Raw genomic sequence first — 16,457 nt, 5'->3', positions numbered from 1 at the left:
AAAGCCATCGTACCCGCCCGGAGTTCCCGGTAGGCCTTGCCCGAAGCTCCGAAAGAGTACCGCCGCGCGGGGCGAAAAGCATTAAACGGTCAGCAGGGCATGGACCGCACGAGGGCTGAGCCGCTGCCGTCCCGGGAGGAAGCCGAGCTCCATGACGACCGTGAATCCCGAGACTGTGCCGCCGGCCCGCTCGACCAGCTCCAGAGCGGCCGCGGCGGTGCCTCCGGTGGCGAGCACGTCGTCGACCACCAGCACCCGCTGCCCCGCGGCGAAGGAGTCCTGGTGCACCTCGAGGGTCGCCTCGCCGTACTCCAGGGCGTAGGAGGCCGCGTGCGTCTGCCGCGGCAGCTTGCCGGCCTTGCGGATCGGTACGACGCCCGTGCCGGTCGCGTAGGCGAGCGCGGCGGCAAGCACGAACCCGCGCGCCTCGATCCCGGCGACGACGTCGAAGGAGTCGGCGCCATGGTGCGCGACGATCCGGTCGACGACCTCGCGGAACACCGGCCCGTCGGCGAATAGGGGGGTCAGGTCCTTGAAGGCGATGCCGGGCTTGGGGAAGTCGGGCACGTCCACGACCCGGCCAGCGACCAGCGCGGCGGCGTCGGGGCCGCTGTCCCCGCGTACGTCTGCAGCAGTATCCGTCACGCGCCACAGCCTAGACAAAGCCGACGGCCCGCCACCGATCCGGTAGCGGGCCGTCCCACATGCCTTGCGTCAGCGGCGCTTCTGGCCGCCGCTGGGGCGGTTGCCCGCGCCGCCGCCGCGGTTGGTGGCGCGCTTGCCGGTCGGGCGGGCGCCGGGGCGCGGGGTCGAGCCGGGTGTCGTGCCCGCGAGCGCCGGCTCTTCCTCGGCCGCGGCCGTACCGGTGCGGCCGCGCTCGCCGCGAGCGACGTCGCCGGAGCGGGCCGAGGAGCGGCGGGCGAGCACCCGGGCGTTGTGCGACTTGATCCGCGGCTCCTGGTCCTTCAGCGCGGCCAGCATCGGCGTCGCGAAGACGATCGAGGAGGCCACGCCCAGCCCCATGCCCACGAAGAGCACCAGGCCGAGGTCCTTCAGGGTGCCCGCACCGAGCAGGCCGGCGCCGATGAAGAGCAGGCCGCCGACGGGCAGCAGCGCCACCAGGCCGGTGTTGATCGAGCGCATGAGGGTCTGGTTGACGGCCAGGTTGGCCGCCTCGCCGTACGTCCTCGAGCTGCCGGCGGTGATGCCTCGGGTGTTCTCCTGCACCTTGTCGAACACCACGACGACGTCGTACAGGGAGAAACCGAGGATCGTCAGGAAGCCGATGACCGTGGACGGCGTCACCTCGAAGCCGATCATCGAGTAGACGCCGGCGGTCAGCACCAGGTCGAGCAGCAGCGAGGAGACCGCCGCGACCGCCATCCGCCACTCGAAGCGGACCACGAGATAGCCGAGCACCAGGACCAGGAAGATGCCGAGGCCCAGCAGCGCCTGCTGCGTGACCTGGCCACCCCAGGCCTCCGAGACGCGGTCGTCGCTGATCTTCTCGGCCGGCACGCCCAGGTCCTTGGCCAGGGCCTCCTTGACCTTGTTCGCGTCGGTCTGCGCCAGCTCGCCGGTGCGGACGTTGAACGTCGCGTCGGGACCGTCGCCGACCTTCTGCGCCGCGCCGACGTTCGCCTCGTCGGCGACACCCGCGGTCTCCACCGCCTGCTTGACCGCGTCCTGCGCGGCCTCGGCGGTGCCGACGCTCACGGGCAGCGAGAACTGGGTGCCGCCGGAGAACTCGATGCCCAGATGGAATCCCCGGACGAAGAAGCTGCCGATGGCGAGCACGATCAGCGCGCCGGCGATCGCGAACCACATCTTGCGGCGGCCGACGATGTTGAGGTTCGCCTCGCCCATGTAGAGGCGTTCGGCAAGGCCCTTGGCCATGTCAGGCCTCCTTCTCGGTCGGGGCGCGCTTGAGGGCACGGCCGAGGCCGCTGACCCGCGGCGACAGGAACGCCTTCGTGTTCGCGAACATCGTCATGATCGGGTGCCGGAAGAGGAACACCACGATGAGGTCGAGGATCGTCGAAAGACCCAGCGCGAACGCGAAACCCTTCACCGCGCCGATGGACACGATGTAGAGCACCACGGCCGCCATGATGGTGATGGTGTTGGCCGAGATGATGGTACGCCGCGCGCGGGCCCACGCCCGGGGTACGGCACTTCGCGCGCTCCGGCCCTCGTGGATCTCGTCCTTGAGGCGCTCGAAGTAGATGACGAAGGAGTCCGCCGCGACGCCGAGGGACACGATGAAGCCAGCGATGCCGGCGAGGGTCAGAGTGAAGCCCGTGGTCCGGCCGAGCACCACGAGGGCGCCGAAGGTCAGCAGACCGGAGAGCAGCAGGCTCAGGAAGATCACCGAGCCGAGCAGGCGGTAGTAGAAGAACGCGTAGATCGCCACCAGGCCCATGCCGATCGCGGCGGCGATGAGGCCGGCCTTGAGCTGCGCGATGCCCAGCGTCGCCGAGACGGTCTGGGTGGTGCCCGGGTCGAAGGTGACCGGCAGCGCGCCGTACTTGATCTTGTCGGCGAGCTCCTTGGCCGAGGTGGCGTTGAACTGGCCGGTGATCTGCGACTGGCCGCTGAGCACACCCTGGATCTCCGGCGCCGAGATGACCTCCTTGTCGAGGACCACGGCGACCAGGCAGTGCGTGGCGCCGGTCGACATGGCCTGCGCGGCGCTCAGGCAGGAATCGTTCGCGGCCGGCTGGAACGCCTCACGCGTCAGCTCGGTCCACTTGGACTGCCCGGAGCTGGTGAAGTCCAGCGAGACGACCCACTGGCCGGTCGTCTGGTCGAGCTGCGGGGTGGCGGTGTCGATGTCGGTCCCGACGACCTTGGCGACGTCGAGCATCATCTTCGCGCCGCTCTGGCACGCGACGACCTTGGACTTCTCGTCGTCGATCGCGCCGGCGGTCCGCTTGTTGAGCTGGTCGCAGCCGATCGTCGGGACGTTGAACTGCATCTCCGGCGTCAGCGCGTTGACCTCTTCGCCGCTGAGCGTGCCGAACGCCTTGTAGGGCAGACCGGCCGCCGGGTTGGTGGAGAGGTCGACCGGGTCGGTCAGCTTCTCGGCCGCGGCCCACGCCGCCGCCCCGACCTTCTTCGCGATCGCCGCGCGCTGCTCCTTGACGTCGGCGCTGACCGGGGCGGGAGTCGAGGCGGACGGCGACGGCGCCGGCGCCGGCGCCGAAGGTGCGGCCGCGGGCGCGGACGCGCTGGCGCTGGGCGCGGGCGCCCGCTCGCCGCCGCCCTGGCCGCCGGTGCCGGCGGACGGGGCGGAGCTGCCGGTCACGGCCGGCGCCTTGGTCGCCTTGACCGACGTGCTGGGCTTCGGCGACGCGGCGCCGCTCGGTGCCGCGCTCGGCGCCGCCGTGGGCGGGTTGGCCGCCACCGCGGCGCTGTCGCCGGTCACCTTGACGACCTTGCGGAAGCGCATCTGCGCCGCCTGGCCGACGGTCTTGAGCTGGTCGTTCGCCTCACCGGCGACGGACACCACGATGTTGCGGTTGCCCTCGACGACCACCTCGGCCTCGGCCACGCCGAGGGCGTTGACCCGCTGGTCGATGATCTTCCGGGACTCCTCCATGCTCTCCCGGCTGGGCGCCTGGCCGTTGGCGAGCGAGGCGACGTAGGTGGCCTGCGTGCCACCGATGAGGTCGAGGCCGAGCCGGGGGTGCAGCCGCTCCTCGTAGCCGAGCCCCTTGGTGCCGGGCCCCCAGAACACCAGCGCATAGAGGATGGCGAAGAGGAGACCGAGCACGGCGAGTTGCCGCCCGGGATGCGGTTGTCCCTGTGGTGGTCGTGCCACGACTGTCGATCTCCTCGTGCTGAGAGCTGCCGCGGGAGCGCGGCCGCAGGTGGGGAAAGGGCAGGGCAGGCGGCGTCGGACCGGAAAAGGCGATCCGGCCGGAATGCCCCGCGACGATTATTCACAACGACGGGCCGTTCAGGTGCCCCGCCCCGCGACCCGCTGTGGATTACGCCTTGGCGGCCCGCCGGGCGCGGGCCGCGGGCGCGACGTCAGTCGTTGGTCTTGCGGGTCTCGACGACCGGGCTCTGAACCGGCTCGTCGGCGGCCGGCTCGGCCACGACGGGCTCCTCGGCGGCGGCCACCGTCTCCGGCTTGACCACACGGGCGATCGCCGGGCGCGCGTAGCGGGCGTTGACCCCGGGGGCGATCTCGACGGTCACGACGTCGTCGTCGACCGCGACGACGGTGGCGTGCAGGCCGCCGATGGTGACGATCTCATCGCCCGGGCCCAGCGCCGACTGCATGGCCTGCGCCTCGCGGCGCCGCTTCTGCTGCGGGCGGATCATCATGAAATACATGACGCCGAAGAGCAGGGCGATCAGAAGCAACGGCATGAAGCTGCCGCCGCCCTGCGCTTGAGCTGCTGAAAACACGAGGGAGAACCTTCCGTGGGGCCACTACCGCGGCACAGGGCGCGCGGTGTGGCGAAATAGACACCCCGCTGGACGGCGGCGAGTCTAATCCTTCTACCTGGGAGATCCGTACGCGGCACACGTCACGTTCACATTACGGAGAGGAATCCGCATCCCGGGCGAAGAGGTCGGGTTGGTGCGGCGCGGCACCACGGCCCTCGGGCGGCGTCTTGCCGAGATGGTGCCAGCCGGCGTCGGTGGCCACCCGTCCCCGCGGAGTACGCGCCAGCAAGCCGGCCCTGACCAGGAACGGCTCGCACATCTCCTCGACGGTGTCCGACTGCTCCCCCACCGCGACCGCCAGGGTGGACAGGCCGACGGGACCACCACGGAACGACTCGACGAGCGCCCGCAGGACCGCGCGGTCCAGCCGGTCCAGTCCGAGCTGGTCGACGTCGTAGACGGTGAGGGCCGCCTTGGCGGTCGCCTCGTCGACGATCCCCTCGCCGCGCACCTCGGCATAGTCCCGGACCCGCCGGAGCAGCCGGTTGGCGATGCGCGGCGTCCCCCGCGACCGCCCGGCGATCTCGGCGGCGCCCTCGGGCGTGATCGGCACCCCCAGGATGCGGGCCGAGCGGTGGAGCAGCGCATCGAGGTCGGCCGGCGAGTAGAAGTCCAGATGCGCCACGAACCCGAACCGGTCCCGCATCGGCCCGGACAGCAACCCGGCCCGCGTGGTGGCCCCGACCAGGGTGAACGGCTCGACGTCGAGCGGGATCGCGGTGGCACCGGGTCCCTTGCCCACCACGACGTCGACCCGGAAGTCCTCCATGGCGCTGTAGAGCAGCTCCTCGGCGGGCTTCGCGATCCGGTGGATCTCATCGATGAACAGCACGTCGCCCGCGCCCAGGCTGGTCAGGATGGCGGCGAGGTCGCCGGACCGCTCGATCACCGGCCCGCTCGTGGTCCGGATCCCGGTCCCCAGCTCCGCGGCCACGATGTTCGCCAACGTGGTCTTACCCAGGCCGGGCGGGCCGCTGAGCAGGATGTGGTCGGGTGGGGCGCCACGGCCCATCGCCCCCTTGAGGAGCAGATCCAGTTGGTCGCGGACGCGGTGCTGGGCGATGAAGTCGGCGAGGCGGCGGGGGCGGACGCTGGCCTCGGCGTCCAGTTCCTCGTCTCCGGCGTACGGGGAGACCAGGCCGTCGGTCATCGGGTCCGGCCCAGGAGGCGGATGGCCTGGCGCAGCAGCATCGGCACCGGGGGCGTCTCGCCGTCGAGGGACTCGGCGACCGCCGCCACCGCCTGGTCGGCCTGCTGGGCGGACCAGCCGAGGGCCACGACGCCCTGGCGGACCTGGTCCTGCCAGCCGCCGGCGAGCGCGCCCGCGACCCCGTCCGGGGCCAGCGAGACGGCGCCGATGCGGTCGCGCAGCTCCAGCACCAGGCGTTCCGCGCCCTTCTTGCCGATGCCCGGCACCCGGGTGAGCGCGGCGATGTCTCCGGCGGAGATCGCGCGGCGGACGGCCTCGGGCTGGTGCACGGCCAGGACTGCCTGGGCGAGCCGGGGCCCGACGCCGCTCGCGGTCTGCAGCAGCTCGAACAGGTGCTTCTCGTCGTCGTCGGCGAAGCCGTAGAGGGTCAGCGAGTCCTCGCGCACGACCAGGCTGGTCGCCAGCCGGGCCTCGGCGCCCGCCTTCAGGCCGGCGAGCGTGCCGGGCGCGCACTGCACGGCGAGGCCGACGCCGCCGACCTCGATGACGGCGCTGTCGGGGGCGATGGCGGCGACCACGCCGCGCACGCTGGCGATCATCGGCGAGCTCCTGTCCTGCGGGCCGGGGCGGAAGGACGGGGGGTGCGGGCGGCTTTCGCCGCAGCGGCCTGCAGCCGGGACCGGGTGCCGCCGCGCCAGATGTGGCAGATGGCGATCGCGAGGGCGTCGGCCGCGTCGGCCGGGCGGGGCGGGCCGTCGAGGCCGAGCAGCCGGGTGACCATGCTGGTCACCTGCGCCTTGCCGGCCGTGCCGGAGCCGGTCACCGCCGCCTTGACCTCGCTGGGCGTGTACGTCTGCACCGGCAGCCCCGCGCGCGCCCCGGCCAGGATCCCGATGCCGCTGGCCTGGGCCGTACCCGTGATGGTCTGAGTATTGTGCTGGCTGAAGACGCGCTCCACCGCGACGCTGTCGGGGCGGTGCTCCGCGACGAGGTCGGCCAGCGAGCGGTCGAGATGCAGCAGCCGCAGGGCGATGTCGTCATCGGGCTCGGTGTAGACGACGTAGTAGCCGATGAGCGTGCACGGGCGTCCGGGCACTCCCTCGACCACCCCGACGCCGCACCGGGTGAGGCCGGGGTCGATGCCGAGCACCCGCACGAGCGCCCCCTCTCCTCGGACGTGTGTTCGACACACTAGTACCCTTCGTCCCAAGGCCTCCGAGCGACACACGCACCTCGGGCCCTTGTGCGGTGACCGGCGTCACTCGACCATGGAGAGATGGACGCCGAGCCTCCGCAGGACTACGTCACGTTCGTGGCCGCGCGCCTGGGCCCGTTGCGCCGGGAAGCCTCCCGCCGGTGCGGCGACGACGGATCCACGACCGCGACGGCGGTGCTCACCGACCTGGCCGGTCATTGGCGCCGGCTGGAATTCCAGAGCCGCCTGCACCACCGGGACCTGCGCGGCGACTACCTCGAACGCCGCCTGGCCCGGCGGACCGCCGAGTGGTGTGAGGACGGGATCCAACCGGTCGAGGTCACGGTCCACGCCCGAGCGCTCCCGTCCGCGACGAGGGGCAGGCCCGCAGCGGTGTCGGTCGCACAACGGCTGACGCCTCTGCTGCCGACGACCGTACGCGAGAACACCGGCGTCGTGGCCGAGGCGGAGATCGCCTGGGTGCACGCCTACCGGCGACATCTCTGGCACCACTACGCCCGGGTGTGCGCGGGCGGGATCCTGCTGGTCGGCGGCCTCGTCCACGTCATGTCCCAGGCGTCCGGAGCCGGATGAGCGCAACGGCCGCCCGGGACGGGACCCGGACGGCCGTTGCGGAGAACGCCGGAGCTAGGCGTCGATCTTTGCCATGATCTCGTCGCTGACGTCAAAGTTCGCGAAGATGTTCTGCACGTCGTCGCAGTCCTCGAGCACGTCGATCAGCTTGAGAACCTTGCGGGCGGCCTCCTCGTCGACCTCCACGGTCATCGTCGGCACCAGGGAGGACTCGGCCGAGTCGTACTCGATGCCGGCGTCCTGCAGGGCGGTGCGGACGGCGACCAGGTCGCCGGGCTCGCTGACCACCTCGAACGAGTCGCCCAGGTCGTTGATCTCCTCGGCGCCCGCGTCGAGCACGGCGAGCATGATGTCGTCCTCGGACTGCTCGCCCTTGGGGACGATCACCACGCCCTTGCGGTTGAACAGGTACGACACCGAGCCGGCGTCGGCGAACGTGCCGCCGTTGCGGGTCAGCGCGGTGCGCACCTCGGTGGCCGCGCGGTTGCGGTTGTCGGTGAGGCACTCGATGAGCATCGCCACGCCGTTCGGGCCGTAGCCCTCATACATGATCGTCTGCCAGTCGGCACCGCCGGCCTCGAGGCCGGAGCCGCGCTTGACGGCACGGTCGATGTTGTCGTTCGGAACCGAGCTCTTCTTCGCCTTCTGGATGGCGTCGTAGAGCGTGGGGTTACCAGCCGGGTCACCGCCGCCGACGCGGGCCGCCACCTCGACGTTCTTGATCAGCTTGGCGAACATCTTGCCGCGCTTGGCGTCGATGACGGCCTTCTTGTGCTTGGTCGTCGCCCACTTTGAGTGGCCGGACATGCGTAACCTCCGTGTCTTGCTACCGTGCGTCTGCGGCGTGGCGGACCATCTCGACGAAGTACCGGTGGACGCGCAGGTCGCCGGTGAGCTCCGGGTGGAAAGCCGTGGCGAGCAGGTTCCCCTGCCGAACGGCGACAATCCTACCGGCGGCGGGCCCGTCCGCGACGCGGCCCAGCACCCGCACGTCGTCGCCGACCTCCTCCACCCAGGGCGCGCGGATGAAGACCGCGTGGAAATCGTCGCCCTCGACGTCCTCGATGCGCACGGCGGCCTCGAACGAGTCGACCTGCCGGCCGAAGGCGTTGCGCCGCACGGTCATGTCGATCCCGGCGAACGACTCCTGATCCGGCCGGCCGTCGAGCACGGTCGTGGCCAGCATGATCATGCCAGCGCAGGAGCCGTACACGGGCATGCCGTCGGCGATCCGCTTGCGGATCGGGTCGAGCATGCCGAAGGTGACGGCCAGCTTGCTCATGGTCGTGGATTCGCCGCCGGGGATGACGAGCGCGTCGACCTCGTCGAGCTCCTCCGGCCGGCGGACCGGGCGCGCCAGGGCGTCGCTCTCGGCGAGGGCGGTGAGGTGCTCGCGAACGTCGCCTTGGAGGGCGAGGACTCCGATGTTCATGGTTCCGCCGATTTCAGATCAAGGTCAAGAGCTTGATGTCGTGCCTGAGTGGGTGGTGCAGGCCGCCGCTCCCGCCGAGGCCGGGCACGGAGGGCCAGTCGCCCAGGGGCTCCTGAACGGCCCTCCGCACCCTTCATTCTGCGTGAGTGGTGAAACCCGGTGGGGCTCACTCCAGGAGCGCGGGCCCGGCCGTGAGCGCCGGGCGCGCCGCGGGCGCGGACACGCGACGCCGCCAGGACGCGGTGCCGCGCCGGTCCGGACCGGCGCGGCGGGTGTCTTCTTACCAGCCGCGCTCGGCGAGGCGGTGGGGCTGGGGGATTTCCTCGACGTTGATGCCGACCATGGCCTCGCCCAGGCCGCGGGAGACCTTGGCGACGACGTCGGGGTCGTCGTGGAAGGTGGTGGCCTTGACGATGGCGGCCGCGCGCTGCGCCGGGTTGCCGGACTTGAAGATGCCGGAGCCGACGAAGACGCCCTCGGCGCCGAGCTGCATCATCATCGCCGCGTCGGCCGGGGTGGCGATGCCGCCGGCGGTGAACATCACGACGGGCAGCTTGCCGGTGGCCGCGACCTCCTTGACCAGGTCGTACGGCGCCTGCAGCTCCTTGGCCGCGACGAACAGCTCGTCCTCGGCCAGCGAGGTCAGACGGCGGATCTCGCCCCGGATGGTGCGCATGTGCGTGGTGGCGTTGGAGACGTCACCGGTGCCGGCCTCGCCCTTGGAGCGGATCATGGCCGCACCCTCGGTGATGCGGCGCAGCGCCTCGCCGAGGTTGGTCGCGCCGCAGACGAAGGGGACGGTGAACGCCCACTTGTCGATGTGGTTGGCGTAGTCGGCCGGGGTCAGCACCTCGGACTCGTCGATGTAGTCGACGCCGAGCGACTGCAGCACCTGGGCCTCGACGAAGTGGCCGATGCGGGCCTTGGCCATGACCGGGATGGAGACCGCGGCGATGATGCCGTCGATCATGTCGGGGTCGCTCATCCGGGACACGCCGCCCTGGGCGCGGATGTCGGCGGGCACCCGCTCGAGCGCCATGACGGCGACCGCGCCGGCGTCCTCGGCGATCTTGGCCTGCTCCGGCGTGACCACGTCCATGATCACACCGCCCTTGAGCATCTCGGCCATACCGCGCTTCACGCGGGCGGTACCGGTGGTGGGCTGGCTGTCGGGCGCGGTCTCGGACACGGTGACTGGACTCCTCACGAGGTCGGGATTCGTGAGAATTTTACGCACCCGGCGGGTGTCGGCCGATGGCCAATCGACCCCCCGGTGGCCTGCGCGGGGCGCGGCCGATAGCTCAGACCGCGGGGATGCGCAGGTCGGCAGGCTCGGCCGGACGCGGAGCCGGCGGCACGGGCAGTGTCGGATCGACGATCTCGAAGTAGCGCGGGCGCTCGTACTGCCGGGCCATGCGCAGCAGACGCACCAGGGTGCGGCCGCGGGCGGTCAGGGCGTCACGGACCAGATCGGTGTGCACCTGGCGGGCGAGCACGACCCGGCGGCTGGTGGCCACAAGGATGGCGGTGGCCGGGTCGGCGCCGGTCAGCTCCGCGGCCTGAAGCTGCCGGGTGAGGTCGTTCTCGGCCGCCTCCCGCTCGTCCGGCGCGGCGTCGAGGGCCAGGCGGGCGGCCAGATAGAGCTCGGTGAGGTCGGCGCGTTCGGCGACGACGGCCGCCGCGGCGGCGCGGCGCATCAGATGCGAGTCGAGGGCCCGGGCGCCCGACTGGGCCCGGACATGGACCCGTTTCACACGGTGCGCGGTCCACGCGAGGTACGCCAGCACAGCCACCACCGCGAGCGCACCCAGGACCCACCACATGCGGGGCATCGTAGTGCCTGATCGTGTCGGAGAGTCACGCCCCGTGGCGTGGTTCGGCCCACTCGTCGTCGAAAACCCGGCCGTCCGTCGCCTCGATCGCGGTCGCGTACACCTCGAGAACGCGTTGGGCCACGCTGGGCCAGTCGAACGTCTTGACTACGCTCCGTGCGCACATGGCCAGCTCAGCGCGACGCTGCGGATCGTCGAGGAGCTCGCCGAGCAGCCTGGTGAGCGCGGCCACGTCGCCGGTCGGGAAGAGGGCACCCGCCCGCCCGCCGTCGAGGACCCGGCGGAACGCGTCCAGGTCGCTGGCGGCGATCGTCGCGCCGGCCGCCATCGCCTCGGTGAGGATCATGCCGAAGGACTCGCCGCCCGTGTTCGGCGCCACATAGACGTCGACGCTGCGCAGCATGCGGGCCTTCTCCTCCTCGCTGACCAGCCCGAGGAACTCGATCCGGCCGCGCAGGTCGGCGGGAACGCCCTTGAACAGCTCGTCGCGGTCGCCGGGGCCGGCCACCAGCAGGCGCAGTCCCGGGCGTTCGCGGGCGAGCGAGACGAACGCCGTACGCAGTAGGTCGAAGCCCTTGCGCGGCTCGGTGAAGCGGCCCAGGAAGCCCAGCGTGCCACCCTCGGCGGGCCAGCCCGGCAGCGGCAGCGCGTCGGCGAACTTGGCCACCGCCACGCCGTTGGGAATCTCGACCGCGCCGCCGCCGAGATGCTCGACCTGCACCTTGCGGGCGAGCTCGCTGACCGCGATCCGGGCGGTGATCTTCTCGACCACGAGCTGGAGCAGGCCCTGCGCGGCCGACAGCGCGCGCGAGCGCGTTATGGCCGTGTGGAAGGTCGCGACGACCGGCCCGCGCGCGGAGAGCACGGCGAGCAGCGACAGGCTGAGCGTCATCGGCTCGTGCACATGCAGCACGTCGAACTTGCCGCGAGCCAGCCACCGCCGCACCCGGGCGGTGGAGACCGGCCCGAACGCGATCCGCGCGACCGACCCGTTGTACGGCAGCGGCACCGCGCGCCCGGCCGCCACCACGTACGGCGGCAGCTCGGCGTCCTCGTCGGCGGGCGCCAGCACGCTGACCTCGTGGCCCAGCCCGATCAGCGCCTCGGCGAGGTCGACGATGTGGTTCTGCACGCCGCCCGGCACGTCGAAGGAGTACGGCGAGACGATCCCGATCCGCACGCTGCCCCGCCCCTCAGACCCGGGCGCTCTGATCGAGCCACAGCTTCTGGAGCATGTGCCAGTCCTGCGGGTGCTCGGCGATGCCCACCTCGAACGCGTCCGCCATCCGCTGGGTTGTCTCCTTGACGCGCACGTCGAGGGCGCCCTCGGTGGCGGGCTCGATGCGGCGCACCCGGGCCATGGCCCGCTCCGGGGAGAACCAGATGTCCGCGGCGAACAGCGGGGCGCCCGTGCGCAGCGCGAGCAGCGCCGGGCCGGGCGGCATCCGGGTGCGGCCGCCGAAGAACCGCACCTCGACCCCGCGCGCGGACAGGTCACGGTCGGCCAGGAGCGCCACCGCCCAGCCCTGGACGAGCCGCTCGGCGAGCACGTCGAGCGGGGGCCGCTCGCCGCCGGTCAGCGGGAGCACCTCCATCCCGAGCTTCTCCCGGTACGCGACGAAGCGCTCGAAGAGCCCCTCGGGCCGCAGGCGCTCGGCGACGGTGATCATCTTGTAGTCGTGGGAGACGAGCCAGGCGGCGGCCGCGTCCCAGTTGCCGACGTGCGGCAGCGCGAGGACGACGCCCTTGCCGTCGGCGACGGCCTTGTGCAGTTCCTCCTCGTTCACCAGATGGAAGCCGTCGAGGAACTGCTCGCGGGACTGCGACGGCAGCCGGAAGGCCTCCATCCAGTAGCGGGCGTACGAGCGCAGCCCGGCCCGCACCAGCTCGTCGAGCTCGGCGTCGCCCATATCGGGCCCGACCACCTGACGCAGGTTGCGGCGCAGCCGCTGGGTCCCCGGGCCGTTGCCGCGGGCGGCCCGGTCGGCGGCGGCGTTGAAGATCGCGCGCGCGGCCGGCAGCGGCAGCGTGCGCACGAGCCGCCACCCCGCGGCGTACCCGAGCTCGGTGAGCCGGTCCTTCACGAGGCATCGCCCGCCGGGGCGACGGGGTCCGGCGGCGCGGCGCCGGGACGGTCGGAGCGGGCGGCGTGGACCAGCCGCTGGAGGACGGTGATCAGCGACAGGACGGCGAGCACCCAGAGCGCGGCCGGCAGCCCCCACTCCAGATCGGCGCTGCCGAGCAGGCCGCCGATGCCCAGGATCACCAGGCGCTCGAGGCGCTCGGCGATGCCGACGTCGGCGTTGAGGCCGAGGCTCTGCGCGCGCGCCTTGACGTAGGAGACGACCTGCCCGCCGACGAGGCAGACGAGGGCGGCCCACACGCCGCCGTACGGATTGCCCTCGGTCGCCAGGTAGTAGACGACGGCGCCGAAGACCGCGCCGTCGGCGATGCGGTCCATCGACGAGTCGAGCAACGCGCCGAACTGGCCGGCGGGGCCGCGCATGCGCGCCATCGTGCCGTCGAGGGCGTCCGTCAGCGCGAACGCGGTGACGATCACCGTGCCCCAGAGGAGCATCCCCTGGGCGCCGAACCAGGCACCGACGAGCACGCCGATGGTGCCGGCGACGGTGACCGCGTTCGGGGAGACGCCGCGACGCAGCAGGAAGCGGGCGGTCGGGTCGACGCCGTACGCGACGATGGCCCGGGCGGGCACGCTGACGATCTTTGCCATGGCCGTCCCACCATATCGGCGCGCCGCGAACCGCGGTACGGCCCCGGTCCTGCGTCGCCGAATCGTCACCGGGATCCGTGGTCACGCCCTCGGTTGACTACAGGGGGTTGCGCGGGCGACTGCGGTGGGTGTCAGATCCTAGGACAGCGTCGTAACAGCCGGGAAAATCCCCGTTCGCCGCGGCCGGGTGGTGCGACGCGCCATCGCACCAGGCGGCCACGTACGTCCATATCGACCGGATTCTTGGGAGAATGGCCGCCGACCGGCTGACAGGAGGTGCGTCAGGGATGGCGCAGAAGACCCAGGACAACTCGGCGGGGCCGGTGGTGACCGAGCCCGGCAGAGTACGCAACGTGGTGCTGGTGGGCCACTCCGGAGCGGGAAAGACGACGCTGGTCGAGGCGCTACTCGCCGCGACCGGCACGATCCCGCGCGCCGGAACGGTGGCCGACGGCACCACGGTCTGCGACCACGACCCCGCGGCGATACGCCAGCAGCGGTCCGTCTCGCTCGCGTGCGCGCCCGTCGTCCACGACGGCATCAAGATCAATCTTCTGGACACCCCCGGATACGCCGACTTCGTCGGTGAGCTGCGCGCCGGCCTGCGGGCCGCGGACGCCGCCCTCTTCGTGGTGTCCGCCGTCGACGGGGTGGACGAGGCGACCACCGCGCTCTGGGAGGAGTGCGCCGCCGTGGGTATGCCCCGCGCGGTCGCCATCACCCGGCTCGACCATCCCCGCGCCGACTACGACCAGACCCTGCAGGACTGCCAGGAGGCGTTCGGCGAGAACGTCATGCCGATCTATCAGCCGATGCTCGGCGACGACGGCAGCTCCGTCGCGGGTTTGATCGGGCTGGTGACCCTGCAAGTCCTGGACTACTCGCAGGGCTATCCGCCGCGCACCGCCGAGGCCGAGCCCGAGCACCTCAACCCGATCCGGGACGACCGCGACCTGCTCATCGAGGGGATCATCGCCGAGAGCGAGGATGAGACCCTGATGGACAGGTACGTCGCCGGCGAGCTGATCAGCACCGACACCCTCGTGCCGGACCTGGAGAAGGCGGTGGCCCGGGGCAACTTCTATCCGGTCATCCCGGTCTGCGCGGGCACCGGCGTCGGCCTCGACGCGTTGCTCGACGCGCTGGCCACCGGGGCGCCCTCGCCGCTGGAGCACGACCTGCCCGTGGTCACCGGCGTGGACGGCAGCCCGCGCCCACCGCTGACCTGCGACCCGGCCGGCCCGCTGGTCGCCGAGGTGGTCAAGACGACGATCGACCGCCACGTCGGACGGGTCTCGCTGGTCCGGGTCTTCTCCGGCACCCTGCGTCCCGAGCTGACGGTGCACGTCTCCGGGCACGGCCTGACCGACCGCGGCCACCCCGACCACGACGCCGACGAGCGCATCGCGCACGTCTACTCGCCGCTGGGCGCGCAGTTGCGGGAGGTGCCCGCCTGCGCCGCCGGGGACATCTGCGCGATCACCAAGTCGGGCAGTGCCGAGACCGGCGACACGATCTCGGGCAAGGACCAGCCGCTGCTCATGCGGCCCTGGACCATGCCCGAGCCGCTGCTGCCGATCGCCGTCGTGGCCAAGACGCGCTCCGACGAGGACACCCTGGCCAAGAACCTGGCCCGGCTGGTGGCCGGCGACCCGACGCTGCGCCTGGAACGCAACGCGAGCACCCACCAGCTCGTGCTCTGGTGCATGGGCGAGGCCCACGCCGACGTCGTGCTGGAGCGGCTCCGCTCCGGCGGCGCCGACCTGGAGACCGAGCCGGTGAAGGTCGCGCTGCTGGAGACCTTCGGCACCGCATCGAAGGGACACGGCCGGCACGTGAAGCAGTCCGGCGGGCACGGCCAGTACGCGGTCTGCGACATCGAGGTGACGCCCCTGCCCCGCGGCACGGGCTTCGAGTTCGTGGACAAGGTCGTCGGCGGCGCGGTGCCGCACAACTACATCCCGTCGGTCGAGAAGGGCGTCCGGGCACAGCTCGAGCGCGGCATCGTGGCCGGCTACCCGGTCGTCGACCTGCGCGTGACGTTGGTGGACGGCAAGGCGCACAGCGTCGACTCCTCCGACGCCGCATTCCAGACCGCGGGGGCGCTCGCCCTGCGCGAGGCCGCCGAGCAGGGCCAGATGACGCTGCTGGAGCCGGTCGACGAGATCGTCGTGCGGGTGCCGGACACGTACGTCGGCGCCGTGATGAGCGACCTCTCGGGCCGCCGGGGCCGCCCGATGGGCACCGACACCGACGCCGACGGGGAGCACAGCCTCGTCCGCGCCGAGGTGCCGGCGACCGAACTGCTGCGCTACGCCGTGGAGTTGCGCGCCCTCACGTCGGGGGCGGGCACGTTCTCCCGGACGTACGCACGGCACGAACCGATGCCGGTCCACCTGGCCGACGCGGTCCGCAAGGAGCACGCCGCCGCGAAGTGACCGCCGCCCGGACCCGGCGGGACCCATCCGGGTCGCCGCCGGGACCCGGCACGGGCCCACCCAGGTCTGCGCCGGAATCCCGGGGCGGTCCGCTCAGGTCCCCGCGGCCCAGGCCTTCGCGAGCAGTTCGCGCGTGTCGCCGAGCAGTTGCGGCAGGACCTTGGTCCGGCCGATCACCGGCATGAAGTTGCCGTCGCCGCCCCACCGCGGCACCACGTGCTGGTGCAGGTGCGCGGCGATGCCGGCGCCCGCCACCGCGCCCTGGTTCATCCCCAGGTTGAAGCCGTGCGGGCTGCTCGCCTGGCGGATCACGCGCATCGCCCGCTGGGTCAACTCCGCCAGCTCCGCCGTCTCCGGCCCGGTCAGGTCGGTGTAGTCGGCCACGTGCCGGTAGGGGCACACCAGCAGGTGCCCCGGGTTGTACGGGTACAGATTGAGCACCACGAAGACCGCCTCGCCGCGCGCCACCACCAGGGTCTCGCTCTCCGGCAACCCCGGCGCGACGCAGAAGGGGCAGCCGGACGGTTTCTCGTACCCTCCCTCGGGCCGGTCCGCACCGGAGATGTACGCCATCCGGTGCGGCGTCCAGAGCCGATCGAGACCGTCCGGTTCCCCCACGTC

General features: G+C 72.1%; 17 protein-coding genes. 2 read left to right on the top strand and 15 right to left on the bottom strand.

The genetic code is table 11. The features are described from left to right. Positions 1 to 81: 81 nt before the first annotated feature. The 7 genes from EDD30_RS30630 to ruvC all read right to left on the bottom strand — a co-directional run bounded on the left by EDD30_RS30630 (position 82) and on the right by ruvC (position 6,767). On the bottom strand, positions 82 to 645 hold the full coding sequence (locus EDD30_RS30630; protein WP_071805892.1) for an adenine phosphoribosyltransferase: 564 nt from the start codon (positions 643 to 645) through the stop codon (positions 82 to 84). 69 nt (positions 646 to 714) lie between these two features. Continuing rightward, complete coding sequence (gene secF, locus EDD30_RS30625) at positions 715 to 1,896, bottom strand: protein translocase subunit SecF (protein ID WP_071805891.1); 1,182 nt, start codon at positions 1,894 to 1,896, stop codon at positions 715 to 717. Position 1,897: 1 nt separating this feature from the next. Beyond that, a complete protein-coding gene (gene secD, locus EDD30_RS30620) occupies positions 1,898 to 3,823 on the bottom strand; it encodes a protein translocase subunit SecD (protein WP_071805890.1) in 1,926 nt (641 codons plus the stop codon). 212 nt (positions 3,824 to 4,035) lie between these two features. After that, positions 4,036 to 4,380 (bottom strand): preprotein translocase subunit YajC, encoded by a 345-nt coding sequence (gene yajC, locus EDD30_RS30615; protein ID WP_071805889.1) that lies wholly within the window; start codon positions 4,378 to 4,380, stop codon positions 4,036 to 4,038. Positions 4,381 to 4,552: 172 nt separating this feature from the next. Further along, on the bottom strand, positions 4,553 to 5,611 hold the full coding sequence (gene ruvB / locus EDD30_RS30610) for a Holliday junction branch migration DNA helicase RuvB (RefSeq protein WP_071805888.1): 1,059 nt from the start codon (positions 5,609 to 5,611) through the stop codon (positions 4,553 to 4,555). Beyond that, positions 5,608 to 6,210 (bottom strand): Holliday junction branch migration protein RuvA, encoded by a 603-nt coding sequence (ruvA, locus tag EDD30_RS30605; protein ID WP_071805887.1) that lies wholly within the window; start codon positions 6,208 to 6,210, stop codon positions 5,608 to 5,610. Before ruvA ends, ruvB begins: the two co-directional genes overlap by 4 nt. Beyond that, positions 6,207 to 6,767 (bottom strand): crossover junction endodeoxyribonuclease RuvC, encoded by a 561-nt coding sequence (ruvC, locus tag EDD30_RS30600; RefSeq protein WP_071805886.1) that lies wholly within the window; start codon positions 6,765 to 6,767, stop codon positions 6,207 to 6,209. The genes ruvA and ruvC overlap by 4 nt, the downstream gene beginning before the upstream one ends. A gap of 120 nt (positions 6,768 to 6,887) precedes the next feature. Between ruvC and EDD30_RS30595 the strand changes: the two genes are divergently transcribed. After that, positions 6,888 to 7,400, top strand: coding sequence for a hypothetical protein (locus tag EDD30_RS30595; protein ID WP_071805885.1), 513 nt, complete (start codon positions 6,888 to 6,890; stop codon positions 7,398 to 7,400). Between the two features lie 54 nt (positions 7,401 to 7,454). Here the strand turns inward: EDD30_RS30595 and EDD30_RS30590 are convergent, their stop codons facing one another. The 7 genes from EDD30_RS30590 to pgsA form a co-directional block, all read right to left on the bottom strand. Continuing rightward, positions 7,455 to 8,207, bottom strand: coding sequence for a YebC/PmpR family DNA-binding transcriptional regulator (locus EDD30_RS30590; RefSeq protein WP_071805884.1), 753 nt, complete (start codon positions 8,205 to 8,207; stop codon positions 7,455 to 7,457). A gap of 19 nt (positions 8,208 to 8,226) precedes the next feature. Further along, positions 8,227 to 8,832, bottom strand: a complete 606-nt coding sequence (gene pdxT, locus EDD30_RS30585; RefSeq protein ID WP_071805883.1) for a pyridoxal 5'-phosphate synthase glutaminase subunit PdxT — start codon at positions 8,830 to 8,832, stop codon at positions 8,227 to 8,229. 280 nt (positions 8,833 to 9,112) lie between these two features. Then, positions 9,113 to 10,021: a pyridoxal 5'-phosphate synthase lyase subunit PdxS gene (gene pdxS, locus EDD30_RS30580; protein ID WP_071805882.1), complete on the bottom strand. Its 909-nt coding sequence runs from the start codon at positions 10,019 to 10,021 to the stop codon at positions 9,113 to 9,115. Between the two features lie 112 nt (positions 10,022 to 10,133). Continuing rightward, on the bottom strand, positions 10,134 to 10,664 hold the full coding sequence (locus EDD30_RS30575; RefSeq protein ID WP_071805881.1) for a hypothetical protein: 531 nt from the start codon (positions 10,662 to 10,664) through the stop codon (positions 10,134 to 10,136). A gap of 25 nt (positions 10,665 to 10,689) precedes the next feature. Further along, positions 10,690 to 11,844 (bottom strand): glycosyltransferase family 4 protein, encoded by a 1,155-nt coding sequence (locus EDD30_RS30570; protein WP_071805880.1) that lies wholly within the window; start codon positions 11,842 to 11,844, stop codon positions 10,690 to 10,692. 13 nt (positions 11,845 to 11,857) lie between these two features. Next, positions 11,858 to 12,748 (bottom strand): phosphatidylinositol mannoside acyltransferase, encoded by an 891-nt coding sequence (locus tag EDD30_RS30565; protein ID WP_071805879.1) that lies wholly within the window; start codon positions 12,746 to 12,748, stop codon positions 11,858 to 11,860. Further along, the gene (gene pgsA, locus EDD30_RS30560; RefSeq protein WP_071805878.1) at positions 12,745 to 13,398 is read right to left on the bottom strand and encodes a phosphatidylinositol phosphate synthase; all 654 of its coding nucleotides are present in this window, start codon (positions 13,396 to 13,398) and stop codon (positions 12,745 to 12,747) included. Before pgsA ends, EDD30_RS30565 begins: the two co-directional genes overlap by 4 nt. 287 nt (positions 13,399 to 13,685) lie before the next feature. On the opposite strand from pgsA, the gene EDD30_RS30555 reads away from it, so the two are divergent. Continuing rightward, the gene (locus tag EDD30_RS30555; RefSeq protein ID WP_071805877.1) at positions 13,686 to 15,836 is read left to right on the top strand and encodes an elongation factor G-like protein EF-G2; all 2,151 of its coding nucleotides are present in this window, start codon (positions 13,686 to 13,688) and stop codon (positions 15,834 to 15,836) included. A gap of 93 nt (positions 15,837 to 15,929) precedes the next feature. Here EDD30_RS30555 and EDD30_RS30550 read toward each other — a convergent pair whose 3' ends face one another. Next, positions 15,930 to 16,409 carry an HIT family protein gene (locus EDD30_RS30550; protein ID WP_084556435.1) on the bottom strand — a complete coding sequence of 160 codons (480 nt, stop codon included), beginning with the start codon at positions 16,407 to 16,409 and terminating at the stop codon, positions 15,930 to 15,932. Between the last annotated feature and the right edge of the window lie 48 nt (positions 16,410 to 16,457).

Source organism: Couchioplanes caeruleus, assembly GCF_003751945.1.
Taxonomy (GTDB): Bacteria; Actinomycetota; Actinomycetes; order Mycobacteriales; family Micromonosporaceae; genus Actinoplanes; species Actinoplanes caeruleus.
This window is presented reverse-complemented; position numbering and strand designations above follow the sequence as displayed.

Excerpts from the sequence above, each read along its gene's own strand:
- EDD30_RS30595 (WP_071805885.1), top strand. The coding sequence starts at position 6,888 with ATGGACGCCGAGCCTCCGCAGGACTACGTCACGTTCGTGGCCGCGCGC.
- ruvB (WP_071805888.1), bottom strand. The coding sequence starts at position 5,611 with ATGACCGACGGCCTGGTCTCCCCGTACGCCGGAGACGAGGAACTGGAC.
- pdxT (WP_071805883.1), bottom strand. The coding sequence starts at position 8,832 with ATGAACATCGGAGTCCTCGCCCTCCAAGGCGACGTTCGCGAGCACCTC.
- secF (WP_071805891.1), bottom strand. The coding sequence starts at position 1,896 with ATGGCCAAGGGCCTTGCCGAACGCCTCTACATGGGCGAGGCGAACCTC.
- pgsA (WP_071805878.1), bottom strand. The coding sequence starts at position 13,398 with ATGGCAAAGATCGTCAGCGTGCCCGCCCGGGCCATCGTCGCGTACGGC.
- EDD30_RS30575 (WP_071805881.1), bottom strand. The coding sequence starts at position 10,664 with ATGCCCCGCATGTGGTGGGTCCTGGGTGCGCTCGCGGTGGTGGCTGTG.
- EDD30_RS30590 (WP_071805884.1), bottom strand. The coding sequence starts at position 8,207 with ATGTCCGGCCACTCAAAGTGGGCGACGACCAAGCACAAGAAGGCCGTC.
- EDD30_RS30555 (WP_071805877.1), top strand. The coding sequence starts at position 13,686 with ATGGCGCAGAAGACCCAGGACAACTCGGCGGGGCCGGTGGTGACCGAG.
- ruvA (WP_071805887.1), bottom strand. The coding sequence starts at position 6,210 with ATGATCGCCAGCGTGCGCGGCGTGGTCGCCGCCATCGCCCCCGACAGC.
- yajC (WP_071805889.1), bottom strand. The coding sequence starts at position 4,380 with ATGCCGTTGCTTCTGATCGCCCTGCTCTTCGGCGTCATGTATTTCATG.
- EDD30_RS30550 (WP_084556435.1), bottom strand. The coding sequence starts at position 16,409 with ATGGCGTACATCTCCGGTGCGGACCGGCCCGAGGGAGGGTACGAGAAA.